This window comes from Desulfuromonadaceae bacterium, from assembly GCA_019429445.1.
Taxonomy (GTDB): domain Bacteria; phylum Desulfobacterota; class Desulfuromonadia; order Desulfuromonadales; family JAHYIW01; genus JAHYIW01.
The window spans coordinates 26,043-49,012 of the sequence record JAHYIW010000003.1 but is presented as its reverse complement, the minus strand read 5'-3'; the positions used below and the strand labels follow the sequence as shown (position 1 = coordinate 49,012).

Sequence of the window (22,970 nt, the reverse complement as noted above, 5' to 3'; positions counted from 1 at the left end):
CTCATCAATCATGACGGTTTTTTATTAATAAAATACTGTTGCGCAATCGTTAGTACGTTGTTGACCAGCCAATAGATGACCAGCCCCGACGGAAAATTCAGAAAGAGGAAGGTGAAAATTATCGGCATAAACATGAAGATTTTTGCCTGGGTCGGGTCCATGGTACTGGGTGACATCTTCTGCTGAATAAACATGGTGATCCCCATAACTACCGGGGTAATATAATAAGGGTCCTTCGCGGACAAGTCGGTCAACCACAAACCGAACGAGGCGTGACGCAAATCGATCGTGCCCAGCAAGGCTCGGTAGAGAGCGAAAAACACCGGTATCTGCACCAACATCGGCAAACAACCGCCCACCGGATTAACCTTCTTTTCCTTATACATTTCCATGACCGCCTTGTTCATCTTTTCGCGGTCATTCTTGTATTTTTCTTTCAACTTGGTGATTTCAGGTTGCAGTTGTTGCATCGCCTTCATTGAGGCGTAACTCTTGTGTGTCAACGGCCAGAACAGTGCCTTGATCAGGATCGTTAGCAGAATAATACTAACACCGTAATTACCGATATAGCCGTAAAAAAATTTAAGTATATGCACCAGGGGTTCTGCAATAATAGCAAAAAAACCGTAATCTATGGACTCAACCAGGCGATGACCGACAATTTGAAGTTGATCTGGGTCACGCGGGCCAAAATAAAGGAGGTAATCGAGTTTCCGGGTTTCTTGCGGGGCCAGCGTAATCAGCGGGCTGATGAAGGTATTTTCGACGCTCTGCGCAGTCAACTCCAGCTTGACTTGTTCTGCAGCGGAATTGAGCGGTACCGCCACCGACATGAAATATTTGGTTTCAAACCCGCTCCACACCGGAGCGATAAAAGACTTGGAACCTTTTTTAAGATCCTTGGGAGCAACCGTCTCAACTTCCTCACCAACCAGGGTCATCGGACCGACAAATTCGTACATCGCCCCCTCATTGGAATCATCCCACAATTCAACCAGGGTCAACGAGGATTGTCCGCGCAAAGGCTTGAGACTTGTGTTTGTCAACTGCTGCGTAAGGTCGATCGTATAGCGATCGGCATAAAAAGTATAAACCTTCTCCAGCAACGCCCCGGAAGGAGTGCGCGCAGCAAAAACCACTGTTTGACTGTCATTCCTGCTCAGGTTGAGCGACGACGCGGTGGTTGATAAAGAGAAGGGGGTCTGCGCGGATAAAGAAAATTCTTCGGTCCCGGAAGAACGCAGCGTCGCCAGTTGCAAGGAAGGGCTACTAATAACTGTGAAGGGGGCATCACTGTCCGCTTCCTGCCGATATTTTTTCAACTCTATCGACTTCACCACCGCGCCGACACTTGACAGCTGGAGACGATAAAGGTCGGTCTCAACCAGCAGAATACGCTCTTCTGTGGGGGGCATTTCGATTCGGTCGGTGAGGTCAGTATTCACTACAGCGCGGAGATTGACCGCATTTGTCGGCAACGCAGTTACACTCTGCGCGGCGGGTTCATCGGCTTTAGACGATAACCCGACGGTTGTCGGAGGCGTTACGACCTCAGTCGTCGCCGTGACCAAAGGGGCAGGTTGCGCGGGAAACAGAAAATTATAACCGAGCCAGACAACAGCCATCAAGGTCAGTGCGATGATTAAGTTCTTATTGTTCTCTTCCATCAAAAAAACTCCAGAGTAACAGAAAATTGATTAACGAAGGGGGTCATAACCGCCGGGATTCCAGGGATGACAACGCCCCAGACGCAACATTCCCAGCCACACGCCGCGGACAATACCATAACGTACAATCGCCTGATGCATATACAGTGAGCAGGAAGGATAAAAACGGCAGTTTGGACCGAGCAGTGGCGATATGAGAAATCGATATCCGTCGATCAGTCTCAGGATTGCTTTTGTCAGCATCGATCTCAATCTTCAGGATGTGACGCGACCACACCGATCATGAGGAGAATGTCCAGCTCCGCATGCAGTTGCGAAGAGGAAAGAACGGCTGTGCCGGGTCGGGCTATAATGGAAATATCGGCGGCTGTAGGCAGCCGCCGATAATGAATTCTGACATACTCACGGATCATTCGTTTCACGCGATTGCGAACCACTGCGCCACCGACTTTGCGGCTGACGGTAATTCCCACACGGCAGGCGCACGCTGAACCACGTCGACAAACAACAATCAAAAAATTTTTTGTACGCAGCTTACGACCGTTTAGCCACGTTTGTTGATATTGATGACGTTTACGTAAACGATTTTCTTTCGGAAAAGTATATTCTGCGCAAGATTGAATAATAACAAGACCATCAATAATCGTTATTTTACAGGGGTCGTCGCCGCGAGCACTCTGCGCCCGCGTGCACGCCGACGCTTGATAACAGCGCTGCCATTTTTACTGCGCATCCGTTTGCGGAATCCGTGGGTTCTTTTCCGGCTGATTCGACTCGGCTGATAGGTTCTTTTGGACATGCTCTTATAAACTCCTTACTTTTAACGATTTTTAGGCAAAGGGTACTTTTAAACAGATCAAAAAGCTTTGTCAAGAGCAAAATTCCGGATTCCCCTTAAGTGATTATTTCAAACGGAAGCAAACATGAAAAACAACTTGCAAATAAAAGGGACGTTTGCTAGCCTGCAGTGTCATTGTACAAACACCCGACAACCGCTTAACACCTGAAGAAAATACACTTATTTAAATATCCACACCCTGTCAACAAAGTGTGGATAAATCGTTGTATCAAGAGGAAAATAACCGGTTTTATGGAAGATATCTGGCAAAAAATTCTTGATCACCTCGAGAAAAAGCTTAATCCTCAGCATTTTAAAACATGGATAGAACCCCTTTGCTTCAAAGGAATTGACAACGGTCGTGTATGTCTGGAAGTTCCGAATCGTTTTATCCATGACTGGGTGCGCGATAACTACACTGAAATCATTTGTGAAACCCTGTCCGACATCGGTACTGATTATCAAGTCACCTTTAAAATAAATAAAGATTTAAAGCGTCCCGCCAGCAAAATCACTTTTCCGATCACCCATGAAAAACAAGAAAAACCTGAAAAATCAGCAGAAAAAAAAGATAAAAAAAACTTAAATAATACTGAACATCCATTTAATTGTGCAAACCATTTTAACATTAACGAAAAATATACATTCAATGAATTTGTTGCAGGTTCTTCCAACCAGTTTGCCTTTGCCGCAGCAATGGCGGTAGCAAATAAACCAGCTACAACCTATAACCCGCTCTTCATCTATGGAGGAGTAGGACTTGGCAAAACCCACCTGATCAATGCCATTGGTAACCACATTATTGCGGCAGATCCGAAAGTGCGCGTTTGTTATTACACATCAGAAAAATTTATGAACGAGCTTATTAATTGTCTGCGCTACGCAAAAATGGATGAATTTCGCAATAAATTTCGTTCGATGGATATCCTGTTGATTGATGACGTTCAGTTCATCGCCGGCAAAGAACGAACCCAGGAAGAGTTTTTTCATACATTTAATGCGCTTTATGAATCGAATAAACAAATTGTCGTTACATCGGATAAATTTCCCAAAGATATTCCGGGGCTGGAAGAACGCTTGCGCTCCCGTTTTGAATGGGGATTGATAGCTGATATACAAGCACCTGATGTTGAAACCAAACAGGCAATTCTGAAAATGAAAGCTGAGCAGAACAGTATAAAATTACCTGAAGACGTATGTTATTTTATTGCAAATTCGGCAAGCAGTAATGTTCGTGAGCTGGAAGGTTATCTTATCAGAATTGGCGCTTATGCCAGTTTGACTTCAGCCACAATCAATATAAATATGGCCAAAGACGTTCTGAAAGATATTCTGGTTGAAAAAAACAGGGAAACAAGTATTGAGGACATTCAAAAAACTGTTGCCTCTCATTTCAATATAAAAATTTCAGATTTAAAATCCCCGAAAAGACTTAAAGCATTAGTACTCCCTCGACAAATAGCTATGTATATATCACGTCAAATTACTTCGAGTTCTTATCCTGAAATAGGAGAAAAATTTGGTGGCAAGGATCATTCAACAATTATACATGCCATAAAAAGAATTGAAAGTCGACTTGCTGATGATTTTCAACTGGAAAAAACTATCAACACCCTTAAAGCCAGTTTGGAGAGATAAGGTGTTAACAGGTGTGGATAATTGTTCACAAATAGACTTTTTTTGAAGAATAAAATTATCATCTGTTTATAAAAAATATTTATAAACAATTTTATCAATCAAAAAAATCTTTATAAAACAGTTAATTATACTGATAAAAACAAATCAACAGGACTTATTACTATCGACTATATTTTATAAATATAAATAACAATAACAGGGGGAGGAGTAATGATGGAATTTCAAATTGAAAAAAACATCTTCCTTAAGGGATTAGGTAAAATTCAGGGAATTGTAGAAAAACGCAATACGATTCCGATATTGGCTAATGTTCTTATTGAAGCGACAAATAACGGAGAAATTCAGCTGACTGCAACCGACCTGGAAGTAGGTATGCGGGCAAATTACCCGGCACAAGTTGAAAAAACAGGGAAAATAACCGTATCAGCAAAGAAAATTTACGAAATTATCAAGGAACTCCCAGAAACAATAATATCGTTTAAATCTAAAGAAAATTGTTGGATAGAAATAAGGTGCGGAAAAGCCGTTTTTAATATTGTTGGTTTGGCAGCCGATGAATTTCCAAATTTTCCAACAGCCGAAGAAACAAAATTTTTAAAAATTGACTGTTCCAAATTGAACAGTTTGATTGAAAAAACAGCACTTTCCATGGCGACCGATGAAAGCAAATATAATTTAAATGGAATTTTTTTCAATATTATATCCGAACAAGAAAAATATTTTTTACGCTTGGTCGCGACCGATGGACACCGTCTTTCGCAAATAGACCATTGTATTGAACAAACAAATATTGATGATTTATTTGATGGCGTTATATTTCCGCGTAAAGGAATAATTGAACTTAAAAAATTAACAGATGAATCAGAAGGTTATATAGAAATAGGAATTAAAGATAATAATGCTGTGATCAGTAAAGATAAAACACTGATTGTTATGCGACTTGTTGATGGAGATTTTCCGGATTATAAAAGAGTTATTCCAAAAAACAATATGCATGATGTTGTTATTCCACGGAATGATTTTCTTCATGTATTAAAAAGAATGTCAATTTTAACAAGTGAAAAATCTCGTGCTATAAAAATATCATTAACACTAAACAATATAAATATTTCGTCATCAAATCCTGAATTAGGTGAATCACACGAGGATCTTGGAGTTGATTATTCCGGACCGGAAATGATTATAGGTTTTAATGTTCGTTTTATGATTGATATTTTGCAAATACAACAATGTGAAAATATTATTATAAAATTAAATGATAATATTTCTCCTGGAATTATAGTGCCAGATGACAATGACGACTATTTATCTGTTATTATGCCAATGCGTTTGTAATTTATTGAATAATAAAATTATTTTAGAAGTCTTTTATATGTGAATAAAAAATGTATTTAAGAAGACTTACATTGCGAAACTATCGCAATTTTATTGAACAGATATATATAACCAACGCTAATATAAGTGTTATTTATGGCAGAAATGCACAGGGTAAAACAAATTTTCTTGAAAGTATTTATTTGCTTGGTAATTATAAAAGTTTCAGGACACAGCGAAATAGTGAACTGATAAGAGTCAATGTAGAAAAAGCTGAAATACATGCATTGATCACATCAGGTGGAGTAGAACATGACATTACGATGAGTATCGATCGGGATAGTAAAAATATAACGGTTGACGGAAAAAAATCGATAACTCCGGAAAAAATATCCGGTTTATTGCGCCCTGTACTTTTTTCACCCGAAGAGATCGGGATTATAAACGGACCTCCAGCGGAACGACGGGCATTAATCGATCGCGCTATATTTCATACCAATCCTGAATTTTTGATTCTTGCACGAAAATTTAACCGGGTATTGCGTCAAAGAAATAAAATACTCAGAACAGATGTGCAGGCACAGGAATTAAAAATATGGAGTGAGTATCTCGTTCAATATGGTGCCGCGATCAGGGACGAGCGGAAAAAATATGTGAAACGGCTTGTGCCGCGACTTAAAAAAATATATCAACAGATAGTCTGCGATAGACCAAATGAGCATGAAAACATAGATTTAATCATAAATGAGGGGAGCAATACACATTCCGCAAACCAGTTGCGTGATGAGTTGGACCGGGTTCTGGAACGCGAAAAAATTCACAAAACAACCCTGGCAGGACCTCAACGTGACGATCCCTTATTTAAAATTGACGGGCGATTACTGCGTCAGTTCGGTTCTCAAGGCCAAAAAAAATCATATATTCTGGCATTTAAAATCGCCCAAATTGAAGACCTTGAGAAGCAGTTTGGTGTTCCACCACTGCTTTTACTCGACGATTTTGCCGGGGAACTCGATTTTGGGCGACGTCAGTTTCTTTTTGAATATTTATGTCAACATCGGGGGCAGGTCTTTATCACGACAACGGATAAAAACATATTAAGCAACACTATTTTTCATGACGTGGACTATTATTGCGTCGATCAAGGAATCCTGAGCAGGGACTAACTGGTATACCGAGGTTTGCATGACAACAATAAACGAAAACAGTTACGGCGCAGACAGTATTAAAGTACTTGAGGGCTTATCTGCCGTGCGCAAACGTCCGGCTATGTATATTGGATCAACCAGTGCCAACGGTCTCCACCATCTGGTCTACGAAGTGGTGGATAACTCCATTGACGAAGCCCTGGCTGGACACTGTGATGAAATTTTGGTGACCATCCATGTCGATGGTTCGGTGACGGTGAAAGACAATGGTCGCGGTATTCCGGTAGAGATGCATTCGACCCAGAAAAAATCCGCTGCCGAAGTTGTCATGACAGTGCTACATGCCGGCGGCAAATTTGACAATGACAGTTATAAGGTGTCTGGCGGCTTGCACGGGGTCGGCATCTCGGTCGTTAACGCCCTGTCGGAGCACCTGGAGTTGGAAATTCGACGCGGTGGCAAGATCTATCGGCAGAACTATGTGCGTGGAGTGCCTGAATTTGATCTACGCGAAGAGGGGGAAACGATCAAGCGCGGTACCCGTATTACTTTCTGGCCAGACCACGAAATTTTCGAGACGACAGATTTTTCATTTGAGACCCTTTCACAACGGTTACGGGAACTGGCTTTTTTGAATGCCGGGATCAAGATCAGAATTCTCGACGAGCGCTTTGACAAGGAGCATGATTTTTTTTATGAGGGAGGGATTGTTTCCTTCGTCGAGTATATCAATCGGGCAAAAAACCCTATTCATCCCCAACCGATCTATTTCAGTGGCGAAAAAGGCGGAGTCGCAATCGAAGTTGCAATCCAGTATAACGATGCTTACGACGAAAAAATCTTTGCTTTTGCCAATAATATCAACACCCATGAGGGAGGAACCCACCTGGTCGGGTTCAAGGCAGCTTTGACCAGAACGATGAATAATTACGCCACGGCCAACAATTTACTTAAAAATATCAAGGCAACGGTTTCGGGTGACGATCTGCGCGAGGGAATGGCAGCGGTCATTTCTGTCAAGATTCCTGATCCGCAGTTTGAAGGGCAGACCAAAACCAAACTCGGAAACTCGGAGGTCAAGGGTTACGTCGAAACAATGATGAACGAAAAGTTATCGACCTTCCTCGAAGAAAACCCGGCAGTTGCAAGAAAGATACTGGAAAAGGGGATTGAAGCCGCACGGGCCCGTGAAGCCGCGCGCAAGGCGCGCGACCTGACCCGGCGCAAGGGCGCTCTTGACGGCCTGGCGTTGCCGGGAAAACTGGCCGATTGCCAAGAAAAAGATCCGGCTCTGTGCGAAATTTATCTGGTCGAGGGCGATTCTGCTGGCGGAAGTGCCAAACAGGGGCGAGAACGTCGCTTTCAGGCAATTCTGCCGCTCAAAGGAAAAATTCTCAACGTTGAAAAAGCCCGCTTCGACAAAATGTTATCCTCCCAGGAGATCCGGACACTGATCACCGCGATGGGAACCAGTATCGGCAAGGATGACTTCAACCTCGAAAAACTACGCTACCATCGTATCATTATCATGACCGATGCCGATGTCGACGGATCGCACATTCGGACCCTGCTGCTGACTTTCTTTTTCCGGCAAATGCCGGAACTGGTCGAACGCGGATATCTCTATATCGCGCAACCGCCGCTCTTTAAAGTCAAACGCGGCAAGAAGGAGATGTATCTCAAGGACGAAGAAACTTTGCAGGACTATCTCCTCAATGAAGGGGTTGAGGGGATGTCGGTGCGCATGGACAACGGCAAGATCCTGCGCGGCAAACAGATCATTCCGACCTTGCGTAATATTATCGACTACAACCAGCATTTCGACAAAATGCTGCTGAAGGGGGTCAACAGCGAGGTTCTGAAGATCTTCGTCAAGGGGAAAATTGTCAATGGTTTTGCCGATCTGGCTGACTTGGAGCCGTTGGCCGAGAAGCTGCGTCAGGTTGCTCCGGAAGCCACCATCAGTATTGCGCCGGAAAACGGTTTTCTGCTCTTTACCCTGGGCAACGTACGGGCACGAATTGATCGTCACATGCTTGAGCAGCTTTCGACCCATGAATATAAACTGTTAATTCAGGCCTATCGGCTGGTGGAAGATATCTGCCGCGACGAGGAGGCACTGATCAGCCAGGATGAAAAGGATGACAACCGGGTTGTCTCGCGCCAGGAACTCCTCCAGTTTTTCCTCGATCGCGCCAAAAAGGGGATCTACATTCAGCGCTACAAAGGGCTGGGAGAAATGAATCCCGAGCAACTGTGGGAGACGACGATGGATCCAGACCGGCGCATATTATTGCAGGTCAAAATTGAGGATGCGGTGGAGGCGGACGCGATATTCACCGTGCTGATGGGAGATCAGGTTGAGCCACGCCGTGAATTTATCGAAAAAAATGCACTCAACGTGGTGAATCTGGACGTCTAAAAATGACCGGTTGAAAGGGCATTGCAAGATGCTGCGGCCAACCTGATTTTCGGAGGAAAAAATGCTTTCCGAACAGAATAAAATTTCCGTCAATATCGAAGACGAAATGCGCAAGTCGTACATGGAGTACGCAATGAGCGTGATCGTCGGTCGCGCGCTGCCTGACGTGCGCGATGGACTCAAGCCGGTTCATCGGCGGGTTCTCTTCGCCATGAATGAACTGGGAAACGAATACAACAAACCCTACAAAAAGTCGGCGCGAGTCGTCGGCGATGTCATCGGTAAGTACCACCCGCACGGTGACTCTGCGGTGTATGATACGATCGTACGTCTGGCGCAGGATTTTTCCATGCGCTACCCGCTGGTCGATGGTCAGGGAAACTTTGGCTCGATCGACGGCGACTCCGCAGCGGCGATGCGTTATACCGAAATTCGCATGGATCGTTTATCCCAGGAACTGCTTGCCGACCTCGACAAGGAAACTGTTGAGTTCGGACCTAACTACGATGATTCGTTGCAAGAACCACTGGTTTTGCCATGCAAATATCCAAACTTGCTGGTCAACGGTTCCGAGGGGATCGCGGTCGGTATGGCGACCAAAATTCCGCCGCACAACATGGGCGAAGTGATTGATGCGCTGATCGCGATCATTGATCGTCCCGATCTCGGCTTCGAAGAACTGGTGACCCTGATCAAAGGGCCTGATTTTCCGACTGCGGGTTTTATCCTCGGCTACGACGGGATTCGCGATGCGTATCGCACCGGGCGCGGCATTGTGCGCATGCGCGCCAAAGCGATGGTCGAGAAGGATAAACGCACCGGACGGGAAAGCATCATCGTCAATGAAATCCCATTTCAGGTGAACAAGGCCCGCCTGATCGAAAAAATTGCCGATCTGGTCAAGGAACGCAAGATCGAAGGAATCAGTGATCTGCGCGATGAATCCGACCGGGACGGGATGCGGATCGTGGTTGAGTTGAAAAAAGATACCATCCCCCAGGTGATCATCAATCAACTTTACAAGATGACCGCCATGCAATCCTCCTTCGGGATCATTATGCTTGCCATTTGCAGTGGCCAGCCGCGCATCATGCCGTTACGCGAAATGCTCGACAAATTTGTCGAGCACCGCCTCGAAATCGTTACCCGCCGCTGCATCTTTGAGCTTAAAAAAGCCGAAGCGCGCGCCCATCTTCTCGAAGGGTTCAAGATCGCCCTGGAAAATATCGACGAAGTGATCCGCATCATCAAGGCCAGCGCCACCCCTGCCCAGGCCAAGATCGGGTTGATCGAACGTTTCGGCTTCTCGGAAATCCAGGCCCAGGCGATTCTTGAATTGCGTCTGCATCGCCTTACCGGGATGGAGCAGGACAAGATCCTCGAAGAATACAACCAGGTTCTGGCGCTGATCAAACGGCTCAAGGAAATCCTCGCCAGCGACCAGGAAATTCTCAAAATCATCAAGGAAGAGTTGACGGATATCCGTGCACGGTTCGGAGATCCTCGCCGGACCGAGATCATTGCCCAGACCGCCGACCTCTCCCTGGAGGATATGATTGTCGAGGAAGATATGGTGGTTACGGTCAGCCACGGTGGTTATATCAAACGCAATGCCGTTTCTCTCTACCGGGCCCAACGCCGCGGCGGCAAAGGAAAGACCGGTATGCGTCCGAAAGAGGAGGATTTTGTCGAGAACCTGTTTATCGCCTCGACCCACTCCTATATTCTGATCTTTACCGATAAAGGGAAGGTCCATTGGCTCAAGGTGCACGAAATTCCCCAAGGGGGGCGTGCGACACGAGGCAAGGCCATCGTCAACCTGCTACAACTCGGCAACGACGAAAATGTCATGACCATTCTGCCGGTTAAAGAATTTGTCGAAGGACGCTACATCATCACGGCGACGGAAAAAGGCACCGTTAAAAAAACGGAACTGATGGCGTACTCGAACCCCCGTCAGGGCGGCATCATCGCCCTGAAAATTGATGAGGGGGATCGGTTGATTGCGGCCCGCCAGACCGGCGGCGAGATGGATATTTTGCTTGCCAGTCGGGATGGCAAGTCGATCCGTTTTCCGGAGGAGAATGCCCGTCCCATGGGGCGCGACACCCGCGGGGTGCGTGGCATGATGCTTGAGGGCGATGATCGCATCATCGGTATGGAGGTGGTCAGCGATGCGACCGCCGCTTCGCTGGTTACGGTTACCGAAAATGGTTTTGGTAAACGGACCGACCTGACCGAGTACCGGACGCAAAGTCGCGGCGGCAAAGGGGTTATCACCATCAAGACCTCGGAACGTAACGGCAAGGTGGTCGATATTAAGTTGGTCGATGATGATTCTGATCTGATGTTCGTCACCGACCGCGGCAAGGTGTTGCGGACCCGCATTGCAACGATCCGCTCGATTGGCAGAAACACGCAAGGGGTCAGACTGATGGTGCTGGAAAGCGAAGAACGCATTGTTGCGGTAGCAAAACTGGCTGAAAAGGATGAAGAAATCGACGATGGAATTGGCGAAGCTGAAGAAGAAACTACTACAGGAGGAATTGCGCCGGCAGAATAAAATATCACTGCGTCGCAAGCTGGCCTACGCAGTCCTGTTGTTCATCGCGGTCGGTGGAACGGCACTTGGCTGGTACTACTACAATCTGGACAGCATTCTCGCCGGTCGTTTTGCAACGGCGGAGCGGTTGTTGAAGGAGCAAAAACCGCACCAGGCTGCGGAGCGTTTTGCGGCGCTGCAACGTAATTTCCCCAGCGCGGCAATTGCGCCCGAAGCACTTTTTCGACTGGCCGAAATTCAGGAATTGTATCAACGCAGTTATCGTGAAGCCATCTTGACCTGTACATTGGTCGAGCGTGATTATCCCGATCACCCCCTGGCACTGGTTGCCCGGGAGCGAGTTGCCCGAATCTACAAAGAACGGTTGCACGATAACGAACGGGCGATCACGGTCTATCAGGAACTCGTCGATGCCGGAGTCCCTCACTCCGACCGGCTGATTTATGAAATCGCCGATGGTTACTTTCGCGAAAACAACTTTGAGCAGGCGCGGATCGAGTTCGAGGGCCTGATTAAAAACTATCCGCAGAGCACCTTGGTGCCGGAAGCGAGTTACCGGATCGGCGTGGCTTACGCACTCGAACACCAGAGTCAGGCCGCAGAGCTGGCCTATCGCCAGGTGCTAGAGCTTTTTCCGAACGATCCGTTCGCACGTGAGGCACAGCTGGGGCTGGCTGGTGTGATGGAAGATCAGGAGCGGTTGCGCGAGGCGCTGACCGTGCTTGAAGGGCTGGTGGAGGTCTACCCCAACCAGAACGTGCTGCAGAAAAGAATTGAACAGGTTCGTGAGCGGATTAACAAGAAGCAGAAGGCGATATAGCATGACACAAAGAGCTGTGGACTATACGACGGTACAGCGGAAGATCGGCGTCCTCGGTGCGGGCAGCTGGGGAACCACCCTGGCCAACCTGCTCGCCAAAAAAGGTTATCCGGTCACCCTGTGGGCATATGAGGCCGATCTGGTTGAGCGGATCCAGACGCAGCGGATTAATGATCTTTACCTGCCGGGCATTCCCCTTGCGGAAACACTTACCGCGACCAATGACCCCGGGGAAGCGGTGCGCGACAAAGACCTTGTGCTGCTGGTGCCACCGTCGCAGCTGATGCGCCGCGTGGTCGGTGCCGTAGCAGAACAGATCGGGGCGCAGACAGTGATCGTTTCGGCCTCAAAGGGGATCGAAAACGAGACCTTGATGACGATGTCCGAGCTGCTCGAAGAAGTCTTGCCACCATCGTTGCGGCGGCACACGGCTTTTTTGTCCGGTCCCTCGTTTGCCAGGGAGACCGCCACCGAACTGCCCACCGCCGTGGTCGCGGCGGCCAAAGACGAGTCTTTAGCCCGCCAGGTTCAAACCATCTTCGCTACAGATTACTTTCGTGTTTATACCAACAGCGACGTTATCGGTGTTGAGCTGGCCGGAGCGCTCAAGAATGTCATGGCACTGGCCGCCGGGGTTGCTGACGGGCTTGGTTTTGGTTACAATTCGCGGGCCGCGCTGATTACCCGCGGACTCACGGAAATGACCCGCATCGGTCTGGCCAAGGGAGCGCAGGCGGAGACCTTTGCCGGGCTGGCCGGAATGGGCGATCTGGTGCTGACCTGCACCGGTGATTTGTCGCGTAATCGCAGCGTCGGGATAGAGCTGGGGCGCGGGCGCGTCCTGGATGAAATACTGGGGGAGATGAACATGGTTGCGGAAGGGGTCAAGACCACCCTTGCGGCCTGGCAGCTGGCACAAAAACTCAACGTCGAAGCCCCGATTATCGAGCAGATGTTCCGCATCCTCTATGAAAACATTGACCCCCGCCAGGCGGTCAGCGAACTGATGGGGCGTGCGCCGAAGGCGGAAAAACTATCCCGGTAAAGGAGTGCAAGAAATGCGTCGAATAATGGTAATGACTCTTTGTCTGCTGCTGTTTGCGGTGAGTGTTCAGGCCAAACAACAGGTGCTTGTCAAGACCAATATGGGAGATATCAAGCTGGAGCTGGACGAAAAGAAAGCGCCGATTTCGGTTAAGAATTTTCTGGCCTACGTCGATTCCGGCTTTTATAAAAACACGATCTTTCACCGTGTCATCAAGGATTTTATGATTCAGGGGGGCGGGTTCGATACGGCGCAGAAGAAGAAAGAGACGCGCGCACCGATCAAGAACGAGGCAACAAACGGGCTGAAAAACCAGCGCGGGACGATTGCCATGGCCCGGACCAGCGTCGTCGACAGCGCGACCGCACAATTTTTCATCAACTTGAAGGACAATACCTTTCTCGATTACAGCGCACCGAATCAGCGCGGTTACGGTTACGCAGTCTTCGGCCAGGTGGTTGAGGGGATGGCTGTCGTCGATAAAATCGGCACCGCACCGACCCGCAAAATCAACGCGCTCTTTCAGGATATGCCGACCCATCAGGTGGTAATCACCGACATCGTGCGGGTTGAAGCGGCTCCAAAGAAAAAATAACCAGGCCGGTCACAGACCGGGGGGTACGGATGAACAGCATCCGGATAATGACATACAATGTAAGTGATTGCTGCGGCGGGGATAGCGAGGAGAATCCGGGACGGATTCTTGACGTGATCGGCCACGCCGCGCCCGACGTCGTCGCCTTGCAGGGGCTGACGACCGGAAAGATGGAGGACCAACTTCAGTTCCTCGCCAAACGGCTGGGGATGAAGGCGTATCGCAGTCCGCATCCGACCGGCAACGCGTTTCTTTCCTACTACCCTCTTAAAGGGCTGCAACAGGTCGAATTGGGGGGCGCGGGATGTTCATTGCGCGCCGACCTGCATACCGACAACCGGTGTATCCACCTTTTTAATGTGCGCCTGAGTACCGGACGGGAGTTGCGGCGCGAGCAGATCACGCATTTACTTGGTCCCGATCTGCTCGGCAACGTCAATCTGGTTTGCCCGCTGCTGGTGCTTGGTGATTTCGGCGATTTTTTCTGGTCGCCAAGTAATCTGGCGTTAACCATGGTGCTGCGCAAGGCGCGGCGTCCGCTCTTCAACGGCACCTATCCGGCGCGTTTGCCCCTCGTTCCCCGCGATCGTGCCTACCTGCGCGGCAACCTGCGTATTCTCGAAAGCAGTATTGATCGCACCATCATGGCCCGCCAGGCAGCAACACACCTGCCGCTGACCCTGACCATACAGATTGTCGACCTGCGCAATTATCTCACGCTTGAAAAAATCCCGCGCGCCCGGCGCATGGAAGCCGCCCCCGGCTGACCATGTCCCCCGCGTCTGCCCCTCGCCTGCCCGCTACCGACTATCGGGAGCTGGTTGCCCATTACCCCGACGCGCATTGCGCGCTCCACTACACCACCCCCTGGGAACTGCTCGTCGCGACGATCCTTTCCGCGCAGTGTACTGATGTACGTGTGAACCTGGTCACTCCGGAACTCTTCAAGCGTTTTCCGCAACCACACTTTTTGGCGGCAGCAGAACCGGCGGAGGTCGAAGCACTTATTCGTTCGACCGGCTTTTTTCGTAATAAAGCAAAAAACCTCATCGCCTGCGCGATGCGAATTGATGCCTGTCACGGCGGCGTTGTGCCGGACACGCTCGACACGCTGGTCGCCCTCCCCGGCGTCGGTCGCAAAACCGCCAACGTGGTTTTGGGGAATGCCTTTGGTATTCCGGGGATGGTCGTCGATACCCATGTCGGCCGAGTTTCCCGTCGCCTGGGCTGGACACAACAGACCGATCCGGTCAAGGTGGAGCGCGAGTTGTGCCCGTTGTTGCCAGCGCGGGAGTGGACGATGTGCGGGCATGTGCTGATCGCCCACGGACGGGCTCTGTGCAAGGCACCGGCACCGCTCTGCTCGCAATGTTTTATGGTGGGAAGGTGTCCCCAGGTGGGGGTGAAGAGGATCAGGTGACAAAGATAAACACGAAGTTTTTAATAAAACGCCCCCGCTGCGCTGCCGCAGTGGCGGCGTTTTGCTTGTTGCACGCAGCTGTGGATAAAATTACAGCTGGCCGGTGCGGGCCAGCACCCGGATAATAATCTGATAAGAAACAACAATGACTGCCAGCCAGCCGACGATTAAAATAGTTGCCAACATAATAAAACTCCCCTTCAATAAAGGTCGTGTGATTGTTCGTCAAGTTGCTCGACGGTCAGTGGCCGGGCGTCCATCAGTCGCCAGAAATAGGCGATATACGCCAGGACAAACGGCACGGCAAGAGCAACGTAGCTCATCACGGTCAGGGTGTAGTGACTGCTCGATGCATTGTAGATGGTGAGGCTGCTCTGCAAATCAAACTTCGATGGGTAGAAGGCGGTGTTGTTATATCCGGCCAGCGAGAAGAGCGCCAGTGCGACCAGTAGCGTACCGAGTCCTCCCGCCCAGATGCCGCGACGACTGTCGAGAAAGCGCGCGGCGATTACCGCCCAGATAACCAGCAGCAGGCCGACCAGCAGCAGGCCGTAAACGAGCGGCATGGCCAGCAGGTTGCCGAGGTATTTGTTGGCTTCAAGGGTGACCACACCCGTCTCCGGGGCGACAGCGTAGCTGTCCATGGTTACCAGCCGGAGTAGCACAAAGAGCAGAAACGGTAACGCCAGCAGCAGGTTGATCAGGCTTGCCTGGCGGCAGCGCCGGTTAAGCGCGTCATGATCAATACCAGCTTGATCAGGATTATCGTCCATAACGTTCGGCCGAGACACATGGAACGAAACCGCTGACAATAGAAATTGGAAATGTTACCGAAAAAATGGAATTTCTTTGGTCAGCACCTGATCGTTCTCGTCACCACCGGGCAGCTACGCCATCATGGCCGCGACTCAGTAGTAAATATGATAAAATTGGTAATTTTTGCAGCATATAGCGCAAAATATATCATCTTTATGGACGTAAACAATTGTTCAAATATGCCAGCGGTACACTCTTGCAGGTGTCAACCGACCAGCTTTGTCGAGCGTGCCCTCCCCTTTGTCGGGTGTCGGCGGAGACGAGCCTTGCAAAAATTATTAGCTTGTTTTAAATAATATTCGTACTAGACTTGGAGGGATTCAAAATTAATCGGTTGCGGGAGGAAGAGAATGATTAAAGAGATTGGATTTATTGGTTTGGGAACGGTGGGGCGGCATATGGCGGCCAACCTGACCAAGGGAAGTTTTAATTTGACAGTCTATGATCGTAATCCGGCCGAGGTGGCCGAGCTGGTCAAGCTTGGAGCACGTGCCGCAGCGACCCCTTTTGAGGCCACCAAGGGGCGGGACATGGTGATCGTTATCATTTCCGCCCCGGATGAGACTCAGGCCATTTTCCCTGGTGCTGACGGGGCACTGGTGGGGCTCGATCCGGGGACCATCCTCGTTGACATGGGTACGCACTCGTTGGAAACAACGATGGAACTTGCTGATCAGGCCGCTCAGCGCCGTCTGCTGTTTCTTGACGCTCCCGTGTGGGGGACCAAGGAGCATGCCGCCAACGGCTTGTTGACGATCCTTGCCGGCGGGGATTCAAGTCTGATCAGCCGTTGTCGCGAAACCTTTGCTTTCTTCGGTTTAAACATTATCCATGTTGGTGACGTCGGGGATGCCACGAAAATGAAGTTTGTGGTCAACCTGGTTCAGGCCGAGTTGATGGTTGCCCTCTCGGAAGGGTTGGTGCTTGGTGAAAAACTCGGTTTCAAGGCCGACAAAATTCTTGAGGTACTTGACTCCGGCGGGGTGGCCTCGCCGCTTTTTCACGCCAAGGGGCGTTCAATTTCACGGGGCGACTTTTCACGCAATCTCGCCCTCAAATACGTTCAGGATCAGTTGCTGCTAGTTCAGGAAGCCGCCAGCCAATCGGGGCTCAAACTGCCTGTCGCTGATGCGGTGGTCGGGGTCTTTGCCCAGGCCATCAAGGATGGTCGCGGCGAGGAGGATTTTTCGGCGGTGGTCAAGGTTTTGCGTAAATAATCGGCACATTGAGTCAGACCATTTTACCAGGGGCACCCGATCGGGCGCCCCTTTTTCAGATTGCGATGTCGGCTGTTGCCGTCTGCGTCGCCGGTTTTGCCGTGCTGAACAGCACCAGAGCGATAAAATCTTCTTCACGGCTGAAGGTAAAACAAAAATTGTGCTCATAGGCAAGCAGGGCCACCGGCTCAATCTGTTTGGGGCCGCGCAACTTGAAGAGCACCCGCTCTCCCGCCGCCAGTCGATCACCAAAACGCCCGGTGACGACAAACTCGATACTGCCGCGACTGCGGGTCAAATCGATCATGTTGCCGTCAGGTTCGGTGGCGAAATGATCGTCAAGGCGAATCACCTGGGCCTTCTGGCTCCCCTCTGCGGCGGTCAGGTCACGCACCGTGCCCCCTCCACCGATGAGGAAATTATCCTCGATCACAAATCGCCCGAGAGGCCCGTTTTCCAGATAAAGATCGGCGGCGATTGCCTTTTTCAGGGCAAAGATTACCGTGCCGCTTTCGCTGCCGTGCAATTCGGCGCCATGACGTTCGATGACCTCCAGCGTAGACGAATCGAGCCGTTCTTCGATATCGACACAGACGGCTGAAACTTCGGCGGTCGCCAGTTTCAGGGTGTAGGTCTCCCCTTTTTGCAGTGGCCGTTTCCCCAGCCAGAAAACGCCGGCCTTGATTTCCCCGGTCACGATCGGCAAATCGTTAGAGGGGGCCAGCACTTCGCCGCGCTCCACAAAAATTTCTTCATCAAAGGTGAGACCAATACTCTCCCCGGCCCCGGCAACCTGCGCTCCGCCCTGCGGCCAGCGCTCGATCGACTTAATTTTTGTTTCTCGTCCGGACGGGAGAAAAGTGACCTGAGTGCCGACCTTGATGCTTCCGGTGGCGACCCGACCGACGTAAATCCGCCGCGTCCCGACTTTATACACATCTTGAATTGGCAGACGAAACCCCAGCCGGGTATCGGCACGCAGATTTTCAAAGGTGTCGAGGGCGCTGAGGATTGACGGTCCGTTGTACCAGACGGTGCCCCCTTGCGCGGCAGCAATATTTTCTCCTGAGCGTGCCGAGATCGGCACCACATAGGTGGGCACGATGTCGAGGGTATGGAGAAAGGCGCGGATCGCATTTTCTGCCTGCTGAAAAACCTCGCGGCAAAAGTCGACCATGTCGAGCTTGTTGACCGCCACGATCACCTGCCGGATGCCGAGTAACGAGAGGACGTAGGCATGCCGACGGGTCTGCTCCTTGACCCCTTCGATCCCGTCGAGGAGCAGAATCGCCGCGTCGGCACAGGCCGCCCCGGTAATCATGTTTTTCAAAAACTCTTTGTGTCCCGGTGCGTCGATAATCACATAGGGGCGCTTTGAGGTCTGAAAAAAGGTCTGGGTGGTGTCGATGGTGACGTTCTGCTCGCGTTCCTCTTCCAGCGCGTCCATCAGGTAGGCAAACTCGAACGGTCGCCCCTGCCGGCGGCAGGTATCGGCGACCTCCTGATAGCGCTTTTCAGGAATTGAGCCGGTATCGAATAACAGGCGACCGATCAGGGTCGACTTGCCGTGGTCGACATGACCGACGATGACTATTTTCAGGCTGTCACTTGAATTCATTGCTTGGTCCTTATCTTCAGGAAAGATGGCGGGTTGCTGACTTCTCCCGTTCGGGAGCGCCGGAATGGACTACATGTACCCCTTCGCCCGCAGCTTCTGCATCGCGTAATCGCTTTCCTGATCCTGCGCCCGACCGGCCCGCTCAGGGTCTTTAATGACCCTCAACTCGGCGATAATTTCTTCCAGAGTGGACGCCGTAGAGGCAATCGGCCCGGTACAGGGCATGCAACCAAGGGAGCGGAAACGCTTCCCCTCGGCGGCGAAATAAAGCGGGCAGATCTCGATCTTTTCGCGGGCGATATACTCCCAGATATTGATCTCGGTCCAGCCGAGAATCGGATGGATACGTACATGGGTATCAGCGGAAAAGCTGGTGTTGTACTGATCCCAGAGCTCCGGCGGCTGATCCTTGTACGCCCACTCCGAGTTTTTGTCGCGCGGCGAAAAGACCCGTTCCTTGGCACGACTCCCCTCTTCATCGCGGCGGATGCCGAGGAAGAGGCCTTTGAAATCGTGTTGCTCGATCAATTGTGCCAGCCCCTCACTTTTGAGTTTTTCGCAGCAACGCATCCGCCCCTGCTCCGGTCCCATCCCGGTGGCGATCGCCTCCTCGTTGCGACCAACGACCAGCTCCGCGTCCCACTCCTTCACCATCCGATCACGGAAAACAATCATTTCCGGATACTTGTAGGTGGTATCAACGTGCACCAGCGGAAACGGTATTTTGCCGAAAAACGCTTTGCGCACCAGATGTGCCATCACTGTCGAATCTTTGCCGACCGAGTAGAGCATGGCCAGGTGATCGAATTTATTGAAAGCTTCGCGGAAGATGTAAATCGATTCCGCCTCCAGTTCATCCAGGTGTTCGTACATGGGAGGACTCCTGCTGTTATCCGGCGGTTGTGGTGGGCATGGCTGGAGTGCTCCGGATAAACCCCGATGGCTGCGGGGCGCATGGATTATGCCCCCTGAGATAAACCGCCAATTCACCATAAGATTGATGTGTTTTGATAGTACATAAACTACACATGGTTGTAAAGAATATTTTTTAAAAAAAAATTATTCTTTATCTTCTTTGTGGAGTTTGTGAGGTTCACGACAACAAAGTGTTTCGGCGCCGCAGAAAATATTGCGCAGCTTAAATATTGACTTTAAAATGTCAGATAAATGTGATAATGAAGGGAACGTCAAAGTAACGAACAAACGAGGCTGTTTACTCGAAGGGGGAGGGCATGTCGGAGTTAAAAAAACGAACACGTGAAGAGGCCCAGGCGCTGCTGAAGAAACATGGCGTGCCGGAAGATGCGACGCTGAAAAGTATTTATAAAGAAGCGCACGATACCTGGATGAATCTCCCCTGGGTGATTCATCGTAAAACCCGCCTGGGGAATATTCTGGAAGAGACCGCCGAAACCTATGGTTTCACCCATTGGATGACGTTGAAGACATTGATGCAGGTGTCGGATCGAGGCCGCTGACCCGCCAAGTACTGTTCAGCAATGAAGCCCGGCAAGGTCCCCCCTGCCGAGCTTCATTGTGTCCTCGATCAGATTCAGCCAGGGTGCGCTAAACTGTGGGTGACAGGCTGCTAGAAGAGCAGTACCGGGCAAGTAACGTTGTGCAGGACGTAGTTGGCCACCGAACCGAACAGGACTTCGCGGATTTCTCCGCTGTTGCGGCGGCCGATGATGAGCAGGCTGAACCCTTCATCATTGGCGATGCGCGGGATGATCTTGCGCGGGTCGCCACTTTCCAGGCGGGCGGTGGTGCTGATTCCGGCGTCCGCCAGCTGGCGACGAAATTTTTCAAGGAGGGCATTGCCGGCATTCTCGGCGCGCGACTGAACCATGTCCAGTTGAAAGTCGGGGATCATCCGGTAGGCAAGCTGTTCGGTGTTGACCACGTGCAGCAGTGTCAACGGCACCGGAAAACGCTCCTTTTGAGCAATAATCGTGGCGATAGTGCGTTGCGAAGCGTCGGAATCGTTAACCGGCACCAGAATCTGAATACGCATCGGAGGGCCTCCTTCCAGCTCAACCGTAAACCAGTCGCGGCAGCAGCAGGACCAGGTCGGGGAAGTATGTCAACAGCAGCAAAATGGCAATCTGAATCAGCAAAAACGGAATAACGGCTTTTGATACAAAGATCAGGTTACGATCAACCACTGCTCCGGAGATATAGAGGCTGACCCCCAAGGGGGGCGTACAGTAGCCGATGCCGAGATTAAGGGTCATCAGCAGACCGAAATGCATGGTGTCAATGCCAAAGCGTGAGAGCAGCGGCAGGAAGATCGGCGTCAGGATCAAGGTCGCGGAGATAATATCCATGAACATGCCGATCACCAGCAGCAGACAGTTGACCGCCAGCAAAAACACCCAGGGCGACTGAATGTTGCTGACGACAGCGTTGGCAATCTTGTCGGGAATTTGTTCAAAGGTCAGATACTCGCCGAAAACCGAGGCGCCGGCGACAATCACCAGCAGCGTCGAGGAGGTAATGGCTGACGAGACAACAACCTTGCGAATATCAGCGAATTTCATGTCGCGATGGATAAACAGTTCGACGAAGAAAGCGTAAACACAGGCGACAACCGCCGCTTCGTTGGCGGTAAAGATTCCGGAATAGATCCCGCCGAAGATCAAAATTGGCAGAAACAAGGCCCAAATGCTGTTACGAATGGTTGCCAGCAAAGTGTGCAGGGTGGGGCGTTCGACGCGTTTGAAATTACGGCTCTTGCAGTAAAACCAGGCGTAAAGCGACATCCCGACCATGATCATGATGCCGGGAATAAAACCGGTAAGAAAGAGGGCTTCCAGCGGATCGTTGCTGACCATTGCGTAGAGGATCATCGAAATCGAGGGCGGGATAATCACGCCGAGGATCGGCGCGGTGGTCATTACGCCGACGCTGAAGCGTTCATCGTAGTCATTCTCGATCAGCGCCGGGATCATGAATCCGCCGATAGCGACGACCGTTGCAACGGTTGATCCGGAGATTGCGCCGAAGAATCCACAGGCCAGAATCCCTGCCATGGCCAGTCCACCGGGGAGAAAGCCGACCAGGGTGTTGGCGGTATCGATCAGTTTTTTAACGATCGTGCCGGTGGTCATGATGTTGCCGCAGAGAACAAAAAAGAGGACGACGACCAGGGCGAATTTGTCCATGCTGCGGTAAAGGACTTCAATAACGATCTGTGGGTCAATCCCGACGATCAACACCAATCCAGCCATCCCGGTAAAGAAAAGCGCCATGAAAACCGGAATGGTGGTGGCGAGGCAGCCGAGGAGCAGAGCGATGATCAACAGGGTATTGGTCTCCATCAGCCCCTCATTTCGTTTCCGGCGCGCTGCCGCGCCAGTCTTCCACGGCGACGATCAGCGTCCGCAAAAACATCATCCCCCCCATGACCGGCAGAACCAGATAGAAGTACCATTCGGGAATTTGCAGCGTGGCGGTGCGGGCGTATTCATCCTGATAGACGGTCATGGTCATGGTGGTCCCCAGCTTGACCATCATCGCGGCGAAAACCATGACCGCCAGGTGGCTGAACAGGGTCAACGGCTTTTTTAAAAACGGCAGCAGCTGAGGGAGGGCATCGATGCGGATCAGGGAACGGGAGCGGATCGCCGCCACGCAGCCAATATAGGTACTGAAGTAGATAACCTTGCGCACCACCTCGTCTGACCAGAAAAGATTGACGTCGTTGGTCAGTTTGCGCAAGGCGACATTAGCCAGGGCCGAAAAGAGCGCGGCCAGAACGGCGACCAGCAGCGTCCAGTCTTCGACGAAAGTCAGGGTTCTGTCGATAACGCGAAATATTTTTTTAAGCATATCCAGGACCTGCAAACG

At 50.5% G+C, this 22,970-nt stretch carries 22 protein-coding genes; 12 read left to right on the top strand and 10 right to left on the bottom strand.

Features of this window, described 5'->3' with window-relative positions:
- Positions 1 to 8 precede the first annotated feature (8 nt).
- From yidC to rpmH, 4 genes are read right to left on the bottom strand one after another with little or no spacing between them, the layout of a single operon-like run.
- On the bottom strand, positions 9 to 1,667 hold the full coding sequence (yidC, locus tag K0A93_01665) for a membrane protein insertase YidC (protein MBW6510810.1): 1,659 nt from the start codon (positions 1,665 to 1,667) through the stop codon (positions 9 to 11).
- 30 nt (positions 1,668 to 1,697) lie between these two features.
- Positions 1,698 to 1,910 carry a membrane protein insertion efficiency factor YidD gene (gene yidD, locus K0A93_01660; GenBank protein MBW6510809.1) on the bottom strand — a complete coding sequence of 71 codons (213 nt, stop codon included), beginning with the start codon at positions 1,908 to 1,910 and terminating at the stop codon, positions 1,698 to 1,700.
- Between the two features lie 5 nt (positions 1,911 to 1,915).
- Positions 1,916 to 2,290: a ribonuclease P protein component gene (rnpA, locus tag K0A93_01655; protein ID MBW6510808.1), complete on the bottom strand. Its 375-nt coding sequence runs from the start codon at positions 2,288 to 2,290 to the stop codon at positions 1,916 to 1,918.
- Between the two features lie 23 nt (positions 2,291 to 2,313).
- Positions 2,314 to 2,466: a 50S ribosomal protein L34 gene (gene rpmH, locus K0A93_01650; protein MBW6510807.1), complete on the bottom strand. Its 153-nt coding sequence runs from the start codon at positions 2,464 to 2,466 to the stop codon at positions 2,314 to 2,316.
- Between the two features lie 291 nt (positions 2,467 to 2,757).
- Between rpmH and dnaA the strand changes: the two genes are divergently transcribed.
- From dnaA to nth, 10 genes are all read left to right on the top strand, one after another.
- On the top strand, positions 2,758 to 4,143 hold the full coding sequence (gene dnaA / locus K0A93_01645; GenBank protein ID MBW6510806.1) for a chromosomal replication initiator protein DnaA: 1,386 nt from the start codon (positions 2,758 to 2,760) through the stop codon (positions 4,141 to 4,143).
- A gap of 213 nt (positions 4,144 to 4,356) precedes the next feature.
- A complete protein-coding gene (gene dnaN / locus K0A93_01640; protein ID MBW6510805.1) occupies positions 4,357 to 5,478 on the top strand; it encodes a DNA polymerase III subunit beta in 1,122 nt (373 codons plus the stop codon).
- Positions 5,479 to 5,549: 71 nt separating this feature from the next.
- A complete protein-coding gene (locus K0A93_01635; protein ID MBW6510804.1) occupies positions 5,550 to 6,623 on the top strand; it encodes a DNA replication/repair protein RecF in 1,074 nt (357 codons plus the stop codon).
- 19 nt (positions 6,624 to 6,642) lie between these two features.
- Positions 6,643 to 9,027 carry a DNA topoisomerase (ATP-hydrolyzing) subunit B gene (gyrB, locus tag K0A93_01630; GenBank protein MBW6510803.1) on the top strand — a complete coding sequence of 795 codons (2,385 nt, stop codon included), beginning with the start codon at positions 6,643 to 6,645 and terminating at the stop codon, positions 9,025 to 9,027.
- Between the two features lie 61 nt (positions 9,028 to 9,088).
- Positions 9,089 to 11,590, top strand: coding sequence for a DNA gyrase subunit A (gene gyrA / locus K0A93_01625; GenBank protein ID MBW6510802.1), 2,502 nt, complete (start codon positions 9,089 to 9,091; stop codon positions 11,588 to 11,590).
- Positions 11,532 to 12,410 carry a tetratricopeptide repeat protein gene (locus K0A93_01620; GenBank protein MBW6510801.1) on the top strand — a complete coding sequence of 293 codons (879 nt, stop codon included), beginning with the start codon at positions 11,532 to 11,534 and terminating at the stop codon, positions 12,408 to 12,410. Before gyrA ends, K0A93_01620 begins: the two co-directional genes overlap by 59 nt.
- A 1-nt stretch (position 12,411) precedes the next feature.
- Entirely contained in the window at positions 12,412 to 13,455 is a 1,044-nt protein-coding gene (locus K0A93_01615; GenBank protein ID MBW6510800.1) for an NAD(P)-dependent glycerol-3-phosphate dehydrogenase, read from the top strand.
- A 13-nt stretch (positions 13,456 to 13,468) separates the two neighbouring features.
- Positions 13,469 to 14,050 carry a peptidyl-prolyl cis-trans isomerase gene (locus K0A93_01610; GenBank protein ID MBW6510799.1) on the top strand — a complete coding sequence of 194 codons (582 nt, stop codon included), beginning with the start codon at positions 13,469 to 13,471 and terminating at the stop codon, positions 14,048 to 14,050.
- 47 nt (positions 14,051 to 14,097) lie between these two features.
- A complete protein-coding gene (locus K0A93_01605) occupies positions 14,098 to 14,817 on the top strand; it encodes a hypothetical protein (protein MBW6510798.1) in 720 nt (239 codons plus the stop codon).
- Positions 14,818 to 14,819: 2 nt separating this feature from the next.
- Positions 14,820 to 15,470 carry an endonuclease III gene (nth, locus tag K0A93_01600; protein ID MBW6510797.1) on the top strand — a complete coding sequence of 217 codons (651 nt, stop codon included), beginning with the start codon at positions 14,820 to 14,822 and terminating at the stop codon, positions 15,468 to 15,470.
- Between the two features lie 200 nt (positions 15,471 to 15,670).
- On the opposite strand, the gene K0A93_01595 is transcribed toward nth, so the two are convergent.
- Positions 15,671 to 16,243 carry a cytochrome d ubiquinol oxidase subunit II gene (locus tag K0A93_01595; protein ID MBW6510796.1) on the bottom strand — a complete coding sequence of 191 codons (573 nt, stop codon included), beginning with the start codon at positions 16,241 to 16,243 and terminating at the stop codon, positions 15,671 to 15,673.
- 393 nt (positions 16,244 to 16,636) lie between these two features.
- Here K0A93_01595 and K0A93_01590 point away from each other — a divergent pair, with 393 nt between their 5' ends.
- The gene (locus tag K0A93_01590) at positions 16,637 to 17,503 is read left to right on the top strand and encodes an NAD(P)-dependent oxidoreductase (protein ID MBW6510795.1); all 867 of its coding nucleotides are present in this window, start codon (positions 16,637 to 16,639) and stop codon (positions 17,501 to 17,503) included.
- A gap of 55 nt (positions 17,504 to 17,558) precedes the next feature.
- Here the strand turns inward: K0A93_01590 and K0A93_01585 are convergent, their stop codons facing one another.
- Together K0A93_01585 and K0A93_01580 are read right to left on the bottom strand one after the other, a co-directional pair.
- Positions 17,559 to 19,121, bottom strand: coding sequence for a GTP-binding protein (locus tag K0A93_01585; GenBank protein MBW6510794.1), 1,563 nt, complete (start codon positions 19,119 to 19,121; stop codon positions 17,559 to 17,561).
- A 69-nt stretch (positions 19,122 to 19,190) separates the two neighbouring features.
- The gene (locus tag K0A93_01580) at positions 19,191 to 19,994 is read right to left on the bottom strand and encodes a sulfate adenylyltransferase subunit 2 (protein ID MBW6510793.1); all 804 of its coding nucleotides are present in this window, start codon (positions 19,992 to 19,994) and stop codon (positions 19,191 to 19,193) included.
- A gap of 359 nt (positions 19,995 to 20,353) precedes the next feature.
- Between K0A93_01580 and K0A93_01575 the strand changes: the two genes are divergently transcribed.
- A complete protein-coding gene (locus K0A93_01575) occupies positions 20,354 to 20,599 on the top strand; it encodes a hypothetical protein (protein ID MBW6510792.1) in 246 nt (81 codons plus the stop codon).
- 110 nt (positions 20,600 to 20,709) lie between these two features.
- Here K0A93_01575 and K0A93_01570 read toward each other — a convergent pair whose 3' ends face one another.
- From K0A93_01570 to K0A93_01560, 3 genes are read right to left on the bottom strand one after another with little or no spacing between them, the layout of a single operon-like run.
- Complete coding sequence (locus K0A93_01570; GenBank protein MBW6510791.1) at positions 20,710 to 21,135, bottom strand: universal stress protein; 426 nt, start codon at positions 21,133 to 21,135, stop codon at positions 20,710 to 20,712.
- Positions 21,136 to 21,154: 19 nt separating this feature from the next.
- A complete protein-coding gene (locus K0A93_01565; protein ID MBW6510790.1) occupies positions 21,155 to 22,441 on the bottom strand; it encodes a TRAP transporter large permease in 1,287 nt (428 codons plus the stop codon).
- 7 nt (positions 22,442 to 22,448) lie between these two features.
- On the bottom strand, positions 22,449 to 22,952 hold the full coding sequence (locus K0A93_01560; GenBank protein MBW6510789.1) for a TRAP transporter small permease subunit: 504 nt from the start codon (positions 22,950 to 22,952) through the stop codon (positions 22,449 to 22,451).
- Positions 22,953 to 22,970 lie beyond the last annotated feature (18 nt).